This is a genomic window from Luteimonas salinisoli (assembly GCF_013425525.1).
GTDB lineage: Bacteria > Pseudomonadota > Gammaproteobacteria > Xanthomonadales > Xanthomonadaceae > Luteimonas > Luteimonas salinisoli.
On the sequence record NZ_JACCKA010000001.1, the window covers coordinates 1 to 14,906 of the forward strand.

Annotated in this window: 11 protein-coding genes; 1 reads left to right on the forward strand and 10 read right to left on the reverse strand. The window is 73.3% G+C overall.

The annotated features are described in order from the left end of the window. The 4 genes from H0E84_RS00005 to arfB form a co-directional block, all read right to left on the reverse strand. The coding region (locus H0E84_RS00005; protein WP_180676570.1) for a transglycosylase domain-containing protein at positions 1–679 on the reverse strand (679 nt) is incomplete at its 3' end. Beyond that, positions 676–6,480: an alpha-2-macroglobulin family protein gene (locus H0E84_RS00010; protein WP_180676571.1), complete on the reverse strand. Its 5,805-nt coding sequence runs from the start codon at positions 6,478–6,480 to the stop codon at positions 676–678. The genes H0E84_RS00005 and H0E84_RS00010, both read right to left, overlap by 4 nt. Before the next feature lie 68 nt (positions 6,481–6,548). Next, positions 6,549–7,109 (reverse strand): 1-acyl-sn-glycerol-3-phosphate acyltransferase, encoded by a 561-nt coding sequence (locus H0E84_RS00015; protein WP_180676616.1) that lies wholly within the window; start codon positions 7,107–7,109, stop codon positions 6,549–6,551. 46 nt (positions 7,110–7,155) lie between these two features. Continuing rightward, positions 7,156–7,569: an alternative ribosome rescue aminoacyl-tRNA hydrolase ArfB gene (gene arfB, locus H0E84_RS00020; RefSeq protein WP_180676572.1), complete on the reverse strand. Its 414-nt coding sequence runs from the start codon at positions 7,567–7,569 to the stop codon at positions 7,156–7,158. Between the two features lie 101 nt (positions 7,570–7,670). On the opposite strand from arfB, the gene H0E84_RS00025 reads away from it, so the two are divergent. Next, on the forward strand, positions 7,671–8,165 hold the full coding sequence (locus tag H0E84_RS00025) for a DUF2059 domain-containing protein (RefSeq protein WP_257643975.1): 495 nt from the start codon (positions 7,671–7,673) through the stop codon (positions 8,163–8,165). Between the two features lie 387 nt (positions 8,166–8,552). On the opposite strand, the gene H0E84_RS00030 is transcribed toward H0E84_RS00025, so the two are convergent. The 6 genes from H0E84_RS00030 to oleC form a co-directional block, all read right to left on the reverse strand. After that, a complete protein-coding gene (locus tag H0E84_RS00030; protein WP_180676574.1) occupies positions 8,553–9,263 on the reverse strand; it encodes a pseudouridine synthase in 711 nt (236 codons plus the stop codon). Positions 9,264–9,501: 238 nt separating this feature from the next. Continuing rightward, a complete protein-coding gene (gene ubiB / locus H0E84_RS00035; protein ID WP_180676575.1) occupies positions 9,502–11,169 on the reverse strand; it encodes a ubiquinone biosynthesis regulatory protein kinase UbiB in 1,668 nt (555 codons plus the stop codon). After that, positions 11,166–11,843 carry a ubiquinone biosynthesis accessory factor UbiJ gene (locus H0E84_RS00040; RefSeq protein ID WP_180676576.1) on the reverse strand — a complete coding sequence of 226 codons (678 nt, stop codon included), beginning with the start codon at positions 11,841–11,843 and terminating at the stop codon, positions 11,166–11,168. The genes ubiB and H0E84_RS00040 overlap by 4 nt, the downstream gene beginning before the upstream one ends. A gap of 102 nt (positions 11,844–11,945) precedes the next feature. Continuing rightward, the gene (locus tag H0E84_RS00045; protein ID WP_180676577.1) at positions 11,946–12,104 is read right to left on the reverse strand and encodes a DUF1328 domain-containing protein; all 159 of its coding nucleotides are present in this window, start codon (positions 12,102–12,104) and stop codon (positions 11,946–11,948) included. A 64-nt stretch (positions 12,105–12,168) separates the two neighbouring features. Beyond that, positions 12,169–13,179, reverse strand: a complete 1,011-nt coding sequence (gene oleD, locus H0E84_RS00050; RefSeq protein ID WP_180676578.1) for a 2-alkyl-3-oxoalkanoate reductase — start codon at positions 13,177–13,179, stop codon at positions 12,169–12,171. Next, a complete protein-coding gene (oleC, locus tag H0E84_RS00055; RefSeq protein WP_180676579.1) occupies positions 13,176–14,891 on the reverse strand; it encodes an olefin beta-lactone synthetase in 1,716 nt (571 codons plus the stop codon). The genes oleD and oleC overlap by 4 nt, the downstream gene beginning before the upstream one ends. Positions 14,892–14,906: the final 15 nt, after the last annotated feature.

Below are 14,906 nucleotides of genomic sequence, written 5' to 3' on the forward strand. Positions count from 1 at the left end.
CGAGGCCGGCGCCGGCATGGCTGGCGTCCGCGTCCGGCGCGGCGTGCAGGCGGCCGCGCCGGGTCGGCGCCTGCGGCAGTACCGCCAGGGTCAGCGCTTCGGACAGGGTGAGCGCCGAGGCCGGCTTGCCGAAGTAGATCAGGCTGGCCGCACCGACGCCCTCGATGTTGCCGCCGTAGGGCGCGAGGTTGAGATAGGCCTCGAGCAGCTCGCGCTTGGAGTAGCGCGCCTCGAGCTGCAGCGCGCGCGCGATCTGCACCAGCTTGCCGCCCGGGGTGCGGGTATCCAGGCGCCAGCGCAGCCGCGCCAGCTGCATGGTCAGGGTGGACCCGCCGATGCGCGGGCCGCCGGTGTAGGTGCTCCAGGCCGCACGCGCCAGGCTGGCCGGATTGACGCCTGGATGGGCATGGAACCAGGCGTCCTCGTGCAGCAGCGTGGCCTGCACCAGCGCCGGCTCCATCTCCTCCAGCGGCAGCCACAGGCGGTAGCGCTGGTCGCCGGCCAGCACCAGGCGCAGCAGCCCGCCCTCGCGGTCCAGCACCGCCAGCGATTGCGGCACGCCCTGCGACAGCGGCGGGTGCGGGAGCAGCCGCACCGCGAGCAGCGCCGCGACCGCCAGCGCCGCGACGATCAGCAGGCGGCCGGCGCGGCGCCACCAGCGGCCCGCCGCCGCGCTCATCGCTCCGGTGCGGTCACGTTGAGCGCGGCGCCCGCCGCGCCCTGGGCGTAGATCACGCGCTCGTACATCGACTCGGCATGGATCGGCGGCACCGCGAAGCGGCCGACGTTGCCGGCGCGGATGCGGTAGCGGAACTCGCGCGCCTCGCCGTGCGCGGTGCCGTACAGCAGCACCCGGTCCTCGCGCGGCTCGATGTGCTCGGGGACGAAGCTCGATCCCGGCAGGGCCAGACTGGCCGCAGGCGGCTCGGAGGCGTCGGCGTCGTCGCTGGCGCGCGCCGGCAGCTGCATCACCGTCTCGAAGCCGCCCGGCAGCAGGTCGACGATGGCGATGTCGCCGCGGCGCTCGGCGTCGAGCGCGCGCACCCGCAGCCGCACCGTGACCTCGGCGCCCAGCGGCACCTCGGCGACCGGCCGGCCCTCGTCGTCCAGGTAGTCGCGGACCACCTCCAGTCCGCGATCCTGCACCGCGGGGCCGGGCTGCAGATCGAAGCCCGACTGCGACAGCGCATACCACGCAGTGGCGCCGTCGCCGGGCAGCACCCGCAGGGCGCGGTCGTCGGCGGCGAACGTCGCCTGGCGCAGCAGCCCGGCGACCTCGCCGATCGGGCGCGCCCGTCCGCCGGCGTCCACCGCCTCGATCGCCGGCGGCGCGGCCTGCGCCTGCGCCGCGCCGTAGGCCTCCAGCGCCAGCAGGGTCAGCGCCGAGGACAGCGTGTTGTGGCGGTTCTCGCGCAGCGGCGCCAGCAGCCCTTCGATCGCCGCGGGGCCGAGCCGCCGCGCCATGTCGGGGAAGTGCCGGTGCAGCAGCAGCATCGCCCAGCCGCGGGCGATGCCGGGGTCGTGGTAGTCGGCGAATCCGGACCACGGCACCGGCGCGGCCGCGTTCATGCGCTGGAACACCGGGCCCGCCAATGCCCGCGCCGGTTCGTCCTGCTGCAGCAGGCGGTAGCTCGAGGCCAGCAGCATCACGGTGGCATCGTCGCCGTGCCAGCGGTCGGGGAAGTCGCGCTGCAGTTGTTCGCGCACCGCGCCCAGCAGGTTGCCGGCGCTGCGGCCCTGGCGCACCAGCAGGTAGACCGCCAGCGCCCGCGCCCGCAGCTGCGCCTGCGAGCGCAGCGCACGATCGGCGGCCATGCCGGCGAGATAGCGGTTGGCGGCATCGAGCATGCCCGGCGGCACCGGCCGGCCGCGCTCGCGCGCCTCGACCAGGTACAGCGCCGTGTAGGCCGACACGAAAGGATCGGCATCTGGCGTCGCCCGCCACGTCCCGAACCCGCCCTCGCCGTTCTGGCGCGCGCGCAGCGCGGCGATGGCGCCCGCCACGGCGTCGTCGCCATTTCCGGGCAGCAGCCCGAACTCGGGATGCGTCGCGTCGACCAGCCCCGGCACCGCGGCGCTGACCACCTGTTCGGTGCACAGGTGCGGATAGTCGCGCAGGAACGCGGCCAGGCCGTCGACGGCCACGAACGGCGACGTCGAGGCCGCGATCCGCCGCTGCGCGCGCTGCCCGTACATGCGCCGCAGGTCGGTCAGCTCCTCCCGGCGCTGGGCGTGGCCGAGCCGCACGTCCTGGCGCGCGACCGTGGCCGGACGCACCGAGACCTCGATCGTCCGCTGCGCGCGGTAGCGGCCGGACTCGGCGATGACCGTCACCGGCACCGCGCCCAGCCGCTCGCCGGCGCGCACGCGCAGCCGCACGCTGTCCTCGCGCCCGGAGCCCAGCGACACGGTCGCGGCCGGGTCGCCGACCGCCTCCAGCTCCGGCGGCAGCGACAGCCGCACCGTCACCGGCAGCTCGCCATCGCCGCCGGTCACCATGTTGGCCACCCCGACCGGCAGCTCGAACTCGTCGCCAGGCGCCACGTGGGTCGGCACCGTGGGCGTGAGCACGAAATCGCCGCGCGAGACCATCGTGGTTTCGGCCAGACCGATGCGCTGCGGCGTGACCGCCACCGCCACCACCCGCGCGCGGCCGTTGAAGTGGTCGGGCAGGCGGAACTCGAGCGTTCGTTCGCCGTCCACCTCCACCATCCCCGACCACCAGACCGCCGGCTTCTCGCTCTTGCGCCCGAACGGGTTGAGGTGGCGGGCGAGACCCGCGTCGCCGTCGCCGCCGGGGGCGGCGATCGTGGCCAGGCGGCTGAATTCGGGCAGGATCAGGTCGAGGATCTGCGCGGTGTCCACCTGCAGCCGCTTGCGGGCGAAGAAATCGTCGAGCGGGTCGCCGACACGGTAGCGCGCGACCTGCAGGATGCCCTCGTCGACCGCGAAGGCCACCACCCGCGCGCGGCCCTCGGTGCGGATGGTCAGCGGGATCTCCGCGCCCGGCCGCGACACTTCCGGCAGCGAGACCGACAGCGGCTGGGTGCGCGCGCCGCGGTCGACCCGGAACGGCGCCACGCCGTAGGACAACGGACTCATGAACACCTCGTCCGACATCGGGTCGCGCAGGAACTGCACGTTGACGTAGCCGTTGCCCTCGAACCCTTCCGGCAAGCGGATCCGCTGCACCGAGCTGGTGGTGTCCGCCTTGAACCAGGCGTGCGCGTACACCCGGTCGCGCTCGATGGTGATCAGCCCCGCGCCGGGATACGGCGCGCGCACGCCGATCTCGATGACGTCGCCCGGCGCGTACTCCTGCCTGGATAGCGACAGCGACAGCTCCGCGTTGCGCTCGAGCGAGCGGGCCAGGTTCGCGGCGCCGGCCACCGAGTACGCGATGCGGTTGAGCACGCTGCCGTCGCCGTCGCGGATCTCGAGCAGGAAGTCCCCTGGCCGGTCGGTGGCCAGGACATGCTCGCTCTCGCCGGCCCGCAGCGCCAGCGGCTGGTCGCTGCGGTCGTCCAGCCGCTGCTGCGATACGTAGCGGTAAAGCCCGGAACGCTGCCTGGTCAACACCGAGACGTGGCTGCGCTCGACCAGCACCGCGCGCAGCCCGTCCACCGCCCGCGCCTTGGCGTCCGGGCCGATGGCGACCAGGCGCACGCTGCGCTTGCTGCCGCGAGCGACGTGATGCAGCGGGTCGGCGCTCTTCATGCCGACCAGGAACGCGTTGTCCGACACCAGGGTGGTGGCGCGTGCCGCGACGTTGCGGCCGCTGCCCGGCTCGAACGCCCGCACCAGCAGGTCCAGCTGATAGCTGGCGCGCGCGTAGCGTTCCAGGTCCAGGGCGATCTCGGCCTCGCCGTCGGCGTCGGTCACGGTCTCGCTCAACGATTCCTCGTAGCCCTCCTCGGCGCGCTGCGGATCGTGGAAGGTCCAGCCCGGCCAGCCGGCGAACGCCGGCAGCGCCGGGCGCAGCACCATGTCCGCCTCGACCCGGCGCTTCGCTGCCGGGGTGCCGAACAGGTTCTCGGCACCGACCCGCGCCACCAGGCCCTCGGGCCTGACCCAACCGTCGCCGGCCTGTCGGTTGAAGCGCACCCCGACCCGCATCGAGTCCGGCAGGAACTCGCGCACCTGCACCGTGGTGGCGCCGATGCCGGTGCGCTCGTCGTCCTTGCCGAGCAGGTACAGGTTGGCCTCCCAGGCGCCGCTGGGCGCGTGCCGGGGCGGCGTGAAGTCGAAGCCTTCGAACCCGATCTCGCCAAGGGTCAGCCGCTCGCGCCGCGCCACCGTGCCGCGCGGATCGGTGATCACCATCTCCAGCGGCAGTCCCTGCAGGGGCCGCGACCAGTCCGCGGCGCGCACGATCAGGCCCAGGTGCACGGTGTCGCCGGGGCGGTACAGGCCACGGTCGGAAAACAGCGACGCCTTCAGCGCGCCGGCCTCGCGCTGGTTCTCGTCGCCGCCGACGTCGAAGCGCGAGTAGTCCAGCCGCCGCCGCCGATCGTCGATCGGCAGGAACGACAGGTCGTCGCCCTGCGCCACGGTCAGCATCAGCGGCTGCTTCTCGCGCTTGAACTCGTCCAGCGCCGGCAGTCGCGCACGGCCGTCGGCGTCGGTCAGCGCCTCGACCAGGGTCTCGCCGTTGCGGGCGATCGCCCGCACCCGCGCGCCGGCCACCGGGGTGCCGGCGGAGATCGACTGCACGAACACGTCGCGGCTGCCATCGAGCGCGCGCTTGACCAGCATGCCCAGGTCGGTCAGCACCACCAGCCGGCTGTCGCGCTCGCTGCCGGCGTTGTCGGCCAGGGTCTGTTCGGCGGGCTTTTCCGCATCCGATTCGCTCAGGGTGCGCAGGCTGAGCAGGAACACGCCGCGCCTGCCAGGCGCCAGGTGCGGCCCCAGGTCGATGCCCTCGTAGCGGGTGCGCGCCGGATCGCCGGCGGGAAGGCGGCGGCGGATCTCCTCGCGCTCGACCAGGCTGTCCTCGGACAGCGAATAGAAATGCGGCTCGCCGTAGTCGCCGCGGTTGTGCTGCACCAGCTGGTGCAGGGCGCCGGGCAGCACCCGCGCCACCTCCAGCCGCAGCCCGGGCACGTTGCGCGCCGCGACGCTGACCCGGCGCTCGCCGCGCAGCGACAGCAGCGCGCCCTCGCCGACGAAGCGCAGCAGTTCCGGGTAGTCCGGCACCCGCTGCACCGCCGATGCGGGCTGCCCGAGCAGGAACCCGCCGAACGACTTCAGCCCCTTGTCGACGCGGACGTACAGATAGCGTCCGGGCGGCGCCTGGTAGCGGAAGCTGTGGGTCTCGACGTATTCGCGCTCGGCCGGCAGCGGCGCCAGCGCCAGCGCCTGCGAGGCCTTCAGCACCGCTTCGTCGACCTCCGACGGCGACCAGCGCCAGGGGCCGGACTGCCGCGACGCCGGACGCTGCGGATGCCGCTCGGGCAGCAGCCAGGCCTCGACCGCCTGCGACACGTCGGCGTCGCGCATCGCCTGGTTGAAGCCGACCACCAGCACCTGTTCCGGTTCGTAGCGGTCGTTCTCGGCCAGCGCCGCGTCGATCGCGCCGACCTCGACGCTGTACAGCGACGGCAGCGCCACCTCCGACCAGAGCGCCTCCGGCGTGCCCTTGCCGCCCAGCGCGCTGGCCACCCCGGCGTCGACCTCCAGCTTCAGCGCGCCGCCGTTCTCGGGAATCCGCAGCGGCGCCGAATGCACCCAGGCCTCGAGCCGGCTGTCGTCGTAGACCACGGTCCACTCCGGCGCCGGCAGCGCGCGCCCGGCACCGTCGCGGTGATCGAAGGCCAGGGCCCGCTCCAGCGACGCGGCATCGACCGGATGCGAGAAGCGCAGGGCGTAGACCGCCTTCTTCAGGTTCGGGTCTTCCGGGTCCTGGTGGAAGTCGGCCCCGGAGGTCTTCGCCTCGAACGGCGCCGTGGAGAACCCGAACCCGGTGTCGGTCAGCGGCCTGCCCGGGGCCAGCGCCTGCGCCGGGTCGATCCGGATCTCGAAGTCGGTGGCCACCGGCCAGTCCTCCGCCGGGGTGAACACCAGGGTGCGGTCGTCGCTCCACAGCCAGGTCCCCGGATGCGCCGGCTTCAGCGCCACCCCCTGCGGCTCCTCGCCGATGCGTTCCAGCGGCGCCACCGGTTTGGCGAAACGCAGGCGCAGCGGCGAGATCCGCGGCGGCGACTTCGCGTAGTCGGTGGCCTTGGGTTCGATGACGGTGGCGGCGATGGCATCCGGCCGCGGCGGCGGTTCCGGACGGTCGTGCCACCACAGCAGCACGGCGATCAGCGCGAACGCGCCGCCCAGCCAATGCATCGGCCGGTTGCGCACCTGCCCGCCCCAGGCCCGGAGCCAGCCGGGCGGTTGCCAGTCGAAGCGCCCGAACAGCGCCTGCGCAAGCCGCTCCGGCCAGCTGTCGTGCCGATACCGCGACGGCGTGGATGCCGGTTCCCGCGTTGTCATCGCTTCCCTGCCCGCCGGCCGAGGCCCCATCCCCTGTTGGGGTCGAGCTTAGCAGTCCCGATGCGCGCCTACACCGTGCCGCGGCACTTGCCCTGCCAGGGCCGATACCACTCGCGCAGGCGGGCGATGTCGGCCTGGGCATCGTCGCCGACGTGGAACAGCTCGCCGATGCCGATCACCCGCTCCGGGTAGTGGAAATAGGCCGGCAGGATCGGCACCCGCGCGGCATGGGCGATCTTCCAGAAGCCGGTTTTCCATTGCCGCACGCGCCTGCGGGTGCCTTCGGGGGTCACCGCGAACCACATGCGGTCGGCGCGCATCAGCATCTCCACGGCCTGCCCCACCGTGCCCTGCGGCGCGCTGCGGTCGATCGGGATCACCCCGAGCCGCCGCAACAACGGCGCCAGGGGCCACCAGAACAGTTGCCGCTTGCCCAACACCCGCACCTCCAGCCCCATCGCCAGCTTGGCGGCGAAGCCCCACAGGCCGTCCCAGTTGGACGAATGCGGCGCCGCGATCAGCACGAGCTTGGGCAGGTCCGGCAGGGTGCCGACCACCCGCCACCCGCCCAGCCGCAGCACGCTGCGCCCGATCCAGCGGGCGAAGGCGTTGGGCCGCACCCGCGGCATCGACGGCGGGATCGGCGGAGTCAGCGGCTGCGCGCGGTCCAAGGATTCACTCCAGGTCGGGCGAGGAACGCCCGCGCTTGACCTGGCTGCGCTGGCGCTTGCCCTCCAGGCGCCGGCGCTTGGCGGCACGGCTGGGACGGGTGGCGATGCGCGGCCGCGGCGCCTCCAGGCTGGCGCCGATGAACGCCTGCAGGCGCGCGCGCGCGTCCTCGCGGTTGCGCTCCTGGGTGCGAAAGCGCTGGGCGCTGATCACCAGCACGCCGTCGTCGGTGACGCGGCGGTCGCGCCTGGCCAGCAGCCGCTCGCGCAGCGCCTCGCTCAGCGACGGCGAGCGTGCGATGTCGAATCGCAGCTCGACCGCGGTGGCGACCTTGTTGACGTTCTGCCCGCCGGGCCCGCCGGAGCGCACGAAGCGTTCGACGAGTTCGCGCTCGGGGATCTCTGGCATCGGCTCGGTCATACCACCTCCGCGGGGGATTGTAGTCATCCCGTCGTGGCGCCGTATTGACGCACCGCGATGCAGCATCGACGATGCCGGTCCCGACAGCAGGAGAAGTCCCGATGAGGCAGATGTCCCGCGTACTGGCGCTCACGGCGCTGCTGCTGGCGGCCCCGCTGGCGTTCGCCCAGCAGGCCAGCGACGCCCAGGTGGACCGCCTGCTCGAGGTGATGCGGGCGCAGGCAACGGTGGAGGCGATGATGCCGCAGGTGCAGGCCTCGCAGCAGCAGATGGTGGCCCAGCTGACCGCCGGCCAAGAGCTGAACGAGCAGGACCGTGCGAGGCTCGACGCGATCATCGCCAGCTCCAACCAGCGGATCGCCGAGACCCTGACCTGGGACAGGCTCGAGCCGATCTACCGCGACATCTACATCCGCACCTTCGCCTCCGAAGACATGGAGGCGATGATCGAGTTCTACGAGAGCCCCGCGGGGCAGAGGCTGCTCGACAAGATGCCGCAGCTGATGCAGAACACCATGGTCGCGGTGCAGCAGCTGGTGATGCCGATGATGCAGCAGCTGGAGCAGGACATCCGCGAGCACACCGCCGCGGAATGACCGCCGCCGGCCCGCTTCGCGGCATGCCCGCGGGTCCGGTCCGGCTGTCGTAGAGCGGAGCTTGCTCCGCTGCTCCCGGCTCCGGAGCCCGCGCAGCCGAGCAAGCTCGGCTCTACGGGGCGGAGTGATTTTCGCGACGGCGATGGCATCCCCGGGCGATTTTCGCGGCGGCGACGGCATCCCCGGGGCGATTTTCGCGGTGGCGATGGCATCGCCGTAGAGCGGAGCTTGCTCCGCTGCTCTTTGGCGCCGGAGACCGTGCAGCCGAGCAAGCTCGGCTCTACGGGGGGCTTCGGTGCCCGCGTCGCCGGTGGTCCGGCCTTCGTAGAGCGGAGCTCGCTCCGCTGTTCCCGGCTCCGGAGCCCGCGCAGCCGAGCAAGCTCGGCTCTACGGGGCGGGAGCGTCGAAGAGCGCCAGCGCCTTCGCGAACTCCGCGTCCGGCGGCGCCTCCACCGTCACCCGGCGGCCGTCGCCGGGGTGCAGGAACGCCAGCCGCTGCGCGTGCAGCAGCATCCGGTGCACGCCGAGCATGCGGAAATGGCGGTTGTGGCGGCCGTCGCCGTGGCTGGTGTCGCCGATGAGGTGGTGCGAGGCGTGCTTGAGGTGGCGGCGGATCTGGCGGAAGCGGCCGGTTTCCGGCGCGGCGCGCAGCAGCGCGTAGCGCGAGGTCGCGAAGCCGGCCGAGGGCACGTCCAGTTCCGCGGTCGCCAGGCGCACGAAGCGGGTGATCGCCGGCTTCCTCAGCCGCTTGCCCGGCCCGCCATCGAGCGGATGGTCGATGGTGAACTCCGCCTCCGGCCAGCCGCGGCACACCGCCAGGTAGTGCTTTTCCACGGTGCGCGACATCAGCTGCTCGCCGAGCGCGCTGGCGGCGTCGCGCGCGAAGGCCAGCAGCAGGCAGCCGCTGGTGGCGCGGTCGAGGCGATGGACCAGGAACACCGCGCGTCCGAAGTGCCGCCGTGCGCGATCGACCAGGAAGTCGGTCTCGCCGCCGGCCAGCTGGCTGTCGTGGACCATCATCCCGGCCGGCTTGTCGACCACCGCCAGCAGGTCGTCGGCGTAGAGCACCTCGATGCCCGCGGACACGCCGACGCTCATGCCGCCGCCCCCGGCTGCGCACCGACCGGTCGGTCGCGCTGCGCGCCCCGGCCCGGCGACACAGCAATCGACCGCCCACACCGCCGCCAACCGGAAGGCCAGGGCGAGGTCCCGGCGTATTGGTCACTCAGACGGTCTATGTCGTTGGCCAAGGGTCGTGGGATTCAGGTGGCATCGGCAAGGTGCGACACCAAGTCCAGGGGTCCGGCGCGCAGCCGCCACGGATCGCCGGCACGCGCTACCTGCGTGGCCAGGCCGCGAGCAGCGCCCACAGCCCGCCCAGGCCGGCCACCCATGCCGCGGCGGGCACCCCGGCCAGGGTCGGGCCGCCGGCCTCCAGCGCGTACAGCACCGCCGCGGCGATCAGCAGGCCGGTGCCGAGGATCGCCGCCACGGTGCGCCGCTGCAGCGCCCGCATCACATGGGTCAGCTCGGCCAGGTCGTGCGAGCGCAGGCGCAGCTCGTGGCGGCCCTCCACCTGCTGGGTCAGCCAGGTATGCAGCAGCCGCGGCATGTCGGGGGCGCGGGTGATCAGCTCGGGCAGTCGCTTGCGGAACTCGCCGGCGAGCCGTTGCGGGCTGTAGCGCTCGACCAGGATGCGCTCGAGCACCGGCCGCGCCACCGCCCAGATGTCCAGCTTCGGATCCAGCAACCGCCCCACCCCCTCGATGCTGAGCAGGGTCTTCTGCAGCAGCATCAGCTGCGGCTGCAGGGTCAGTTCGTAGCGCTGCGCGGTGCGGAACAGCTTGCCCAGTACCTCGGCCAGCGAGATCTCAGACAGCGGCCGGGTGAAGTACGGCTCGCAGACCGAGCGCGCGGCGGCCTCCAGCTCGTCGATGCGGATGTGCGCGGGCATCCACCCGGCCTGCACGTGCAGCTCGGCGATGCGGCGGTAGTCGCGGTTGAAGATCGCCATGAAGTTCTCGGCGAGGTAGTACTGGTCCTCGCTGGAGAGCTGGCCCATGATCCCGAAGTCCAGGGCGATGAAGCGCGGGTTCTCCCGGCGCTCCTGGTCCACCCAGATGTTGCCGGCGTGGGCGTCGGCATGGAAGAAATTGTCGCGGAACACCTGGGTGTAGAACACCCGCACGCCCTTGGCGGCCAGCGCCCGGCGGTCGATGCCGGCGGCATCGAGCGCGGCGATGTCGTCGCTGGGGATGCCGCGCACGCGCTCCAGGGTGAGCACGCGCTCGGCGGTATGCGACCAGATCACCTCGGGCACGTACAGGTCGGCCGAATCGAGCCAGTTGCGCCGCAGCACCGAGGCGTTGGCGCCTTCGCGCTGCAGGTCGAGTTCCGCGGCCAGGGTGTTCTCGATTTCGGCGACGATCGCGCGCGGGCGGATCTTGTCGGCATTGGGGTGGGTGCGGTCGACCAGGGCGGCGAGACTACGCAGCAGGCCGACGTCGGCGGCGATCTGCTTCTCGATGCCGGGCCGCAGCACCTTGACCACCACCTCGCGGCCGGACGCCTCGCCCTCGGCGTGCAGCGTCGCCGCGTGCACCTGTGCGATCGAGGCGGAGGCCAGCGGCACGGTATCGAACGCGGCGAAGGCACTGCCGATGTCGCGTTCGAGCGAGCGCTCGACGATGGCGCGCGCGGCATCGCCGTCGAACGGCGCCACCCGGTCCTGCAGCAGCGACAGTTCCTCCGCCACGTCCGGCGGCACCAGGTCGCGGCGGGTCGAGAGGATCTGCCCGAACTTGACGAAGATCGGGCCGAGCTCCTGCAGCGCCATGCGCAGCCGCGCGCCGCGCGGCATCGCCTCGACCTCGCGGCTGGCGCGCGGCACGAACGGCCGCATCAGCTTGAGCCAGCGCTCGGCCGGGGTCTGGTCGAGCAGCGCGTCGAGCCGGTAGCGCAGCAGCACCCGGCCGATGCGCGAGGCGCGCAGCAGCGCGCTCACGCCCGATCTTCCGCCGCCGCGGCTCCCGCGGCGCCCTGCAGCCGCCGCACGCGCGCCGCCATGCGCTCGATGTCGTCGCGCAGGGCATCGACGTCGTCGAGGAAGGCGTTGAGTTCCTCGCGCCCGACCGCGTCGCGCGACTCCTCGGTCAGGTACTCGGCGGCGCTTCGCGCCAGGCTGTCGCCGGTGGCGCGCGCCTCGCGCAGCGCGCCGGCGATGGCGCGCGCGATCTGCACGCCGACCACGTCGCCGAACGCGCTGGCGAACGGCTGCTCCCAGTCGGGATCGAAGCGTTGCGCCAGGCGTTGCAGCTGGCGCGCGAGTTCGGCGTCGCCCTCGACGCGGATCCGCCCGACCGGGGCAGCGGCGGGCTCGCCCCCGCCGCCGAGCATGCCGGGCAGCTGCGCGAGCAGGCCGCCGAGCGTGCTGCGCACCGCCAGGTCGGGATCGCCGGCGGCGTCCGCCGGGCCGACCTCGATGCGGCCGCCGGCGATCGTCAGCCGCAGCGCCAGCGCCGGTGCCTCCAGCCGCAGCGCGACGCTGCGGCCATCCAGCGGCTCGAGCGCCTCGCGGGTCGCCGGGTCGAGCGCCAGGGCGCGGTTGAGCGCGGATTCGAGCACGCGCCCGGCGAGCGGGCGCAGCGCGATCAGCGGCGAGGTCGTGGGGGTGGCCATGCCGGCATTGTAGCCATCACCACGGGCGCGGCCGCTGCGGTTTCGGCAAAGAAGAAGGGCCCGCCTGTGCCGGCGGGCCCTCCGGGGTCCGACGCGGCTGCGTCAGACCTTCCTGCCGCGGATCATCGACACCACCGCCAGGATCAGGAATACGACGAACAGGATCCAGGCGATATTGGTGGCGGCGCCGGCGATGCCGCTGAAGCCGAGCACGGCCGCGATGATCGCAATGATGAAGAAGATGACGGCATAACTCAGCATCTCGAACCTCCGGTAAGGGGGAGCCGGTAGTGGCGTACCCCCGATCATCACCAGCGCCCGGTCGTCAGCGGGTGATGGCGCCGTCGCGGGCCCACCACTCCTTCAGCCTGGTGAGGCCCTCGTGAACGGAAACGCGCGGGACGTAGCCGAAATCGCGCGTGGCGGGCGTCATGTCGTACCAGTGCGTGGTCGCCAGCTGCTCGGCCAGGAACCGCGTCATCGGCGGCTCGCCGCGCAGCCGCAGCAGCGGCCAGACGCCCTCGCAGATCGCGCCGACGGCGTAGGCGACGCGGAACGGCACCGTGCCGGTCACCTCCGGCGCGCCGGCCGCGCGCAGCAGGGCGTTGACGATCTCGCGCACCGGCATCGGCTCGCCGTTGCTGATGAAGTAGGCGCGGCCGGCGCAGGCCGCGCCCGGCGCCAAGTGCTCGAAGGCGTCGAAATGCGCCTGCGCGGCATTGTCGACGTAGGTGGTGTCGATGCGGTTGTCGCCGCCGCCGACGAAGCGCAGGCGTCCGGCGCGCGCGCGTTCGACCAGCCGCGGCAGCAGCTGGTTGTCGCCCGGGCCCCAGATCAGCCTCGGCCGCAGCGCCACCGTCGCCAGGTCCGCGGCGTTGGCCGCCAGCACCTCGCGTTCGGCGACGGCCTTGGTGGCCGCGTACGGCGCCTTGAGATCCTCGCCGTAGGGCACGGTGTCCGCGGTGCCGCCCTCGACCGGGTGGGTGGCGCGGTGGGTGACGCTGGGCGTGGAGGTGTAGACCAGCCGGCCAACGCCATGCGCGCGGCAGGCGGCGATCACGTGCGCGGTGCCCGCGACGTTGGCGCGGTGGTAGCTGGCATGGCTGCCCCAGGCGCCGGCCTTGGCGGCGTTGTGGAACACCGCGTCCACGCCGCGGGCGGCGGCCAGCACCGCATCGGCCTCGCCCAGGTCTCCGCGCAACTGCCGTACGCCGAGCGCGTCGAGCGCCGGGTAGTCGCCGCGATTGAAACTGGTCACCGCGTGACCGCGTTCGACCAGGCCGCGGCACAGCGCCTGGCCGAGGAAGCCGCCGCCGCCGGTGACCAGTACCTTCATGCCGACCTCCCTTCGCCGCCCGGGTGCGGCGGCGCCTGGCGCAGGCGGGTGGCCGCCCAGGCCGCCAGCCGCTCGCGGCCGATCTTGGCGTTGTGGCGGATGTCGACCGGGAACCGCGGATGGAACAGGAACGCGTCGATCATCGCGGTATGCGCGTGGCCTGCGGCGATGCGGCTCAGTTCGGTGGCGATGCGCGCATGGTCCGCGCGCGACGCCTTCGGCAGCAGTTCGACGCACAGCACCGGCCGCTGGCTGCCGCGCGGGCCGACGCCCACCAGCGCGCTGCGCCGTACCGCCGGGTGGCCGTTGAACACCGGCTCGACCTGCTCGGTGCACAGCATGGCGGCGCCGGTCTCGACGCGCTGGGTCTTGCGCCCGCAGAACCACAGCCGGCCATCGTCGTCGAAGTAGCCGAGATCGCCCATGCGGTGGACCACGCGCTCGCCGCCGTCGGGCAGCGTTTCGCGGATCTTGGCCAGGCGGGTCTGCGCGTCGCGGTTGAAGTAGCTGTCGGTGGCGGTGGGGCCGGCGACGGTGATCTCGCCCACCTGCCCGGTCGGCAGCGGCAGCGCTTGGGCCCAGTGCTCGAGCGCGCCGTCGTCGATGCCGATGATGCGCACCTCGTTGGGCGGCACCGGCCGCCCCACGCAGGTCCCGGCGCCCTGTGCGGTACGCTCGCCCAGCGCGATCAGCTCGCGCCCTTCGATCACCGCCACCGGCAGGCATTCGGTGGCCCCGTAGGGCGTCCAGAACCGCGCATCCTCCGGCAGCAGCGCGCGCATCGCCGCGACCACGTCCGCCGGCACCGGGGCGCCGGCCGAGGTGACGCGGCGCAGCCCGGGCAGCGGCGCGCCGTGCTCGGCCAGCACCCGCATCAGCGCGGGGGAGCCGAACAGTTGGTCCACGCCGAAACGTTCGATCGCCGCGTGCAGTTTCGCCGGGTCGGCGCGGGCCGGGCGGGTGGGATCCATGTCGGGAATGATCGAGGTCAGCCCCAGGGCGGGATCGAACAGCGCGAAAGGCGGGAACGTCGGCAGGTCCACCCCGCCGGGCACGATCCCGAACGCCTCGCGCATCATCGCGATCTGCGCCACGAAGTGCCGGTGCCGGTAGACCACGCCCTTGGGCACCCCGGTGGATCCGCTGGTGAAGAGGATCGCGGCGATCTCGTCCGGGCCGGTGTCGGCCAGCTGCGGACCGGCGCCGGCGCCCTCCCGCTCCACCTGCACCAGCGCGACATCGGCCAGCCACGGCCGGCGCCCGGTGGTCACGCGCACGCGCGCAGATTTCGCCCAGCCCAGCAGCCGCCGCGCCAGCATCGCCAACGGAATGCCGATGAACGCCTCGGGCTCGGCCTCGTCCAGGCACTGCCGCAGCGCGGCGCGGTCGATGCCGGGGTCGACCAGCACCGGCACCGCGCCGGCCTTGAACAGCGCGAACATCAGCAGGAAGAACTCCGGCGTCGGCCGCACCATCACCACGGTGCGGGTGCCGCGGACGATGCCGTGCCGGGCCAGGCCGGCGGCGATGGCGTCGCTGCGCGCGTCCAGCTCGCCGTAGGTCAGGGCGACGCGATAGCGGCCGCCGCGCCCGGGGCAGCGCATCGCGACCTGCTGCGGATGCTCGGCGGCCAGCCGCGGCAGCGCCGCGGCGATGTTGCAGGCGGCCCCTTGGGCGGCGTCCGCGCGGGCCGGATCTGGTCGTGTGGTCACCCGCACAGCTTACCC